The sequence below is a fragment of the Pollutimonas rozaliensis genome (assembly GCF_048751585.1).
In the GTDB taxonomy this organism is placed as follows: domain Bacteria; phylum Pseudomonadota; class Gammaproteobacteria; order Burkholderiales; family Burkholderiaceae_B.
Genome location: NZ_JAZHOB010000135.1, coordinates 1 through 268 on the forward strand (window position 1 = coordinate 1; position 268 = coordinate 268).

At 66.4% G+C, this 268-nt stretch carries 1 protein-coding gene; it reads left to right on the top strand.

Going from position 1 to position 268, the window contains the following annotated elements:
* On the top strand, window positions 1-268 hold a 268-nt coding region (locus V0R37_RS22280; RefSeq protein ID WP_420376579.1), incomplete at both ends, for a hypothetical protein.

Here is a 268-nt window from a genome sequence, read left to right on the forward strand (position 1 = left end):
GAACGTAAATGTGATGGCGCTGCCTCGCCGAGTACGCCTGGGTTGTTGCCTGGGGGCCATGCTGTTGCTGACCTGCCCGCCGCTGGTGGCACAGCCTGTATCCGACGCTCAGGAGGAACTGCTCCCCCTGCCCGCCTCGTCACTGGAAGGCCCGGTGTTTACGCCCGAACTGCGCCAGCAGCTGGACGCGTTCCGCTGGCAGGAAGGTCGCTCTGCTCAACGGCACCAGGGCCTCGATGACTTGCGCTACCGCCTCCAGAGCGCGCTG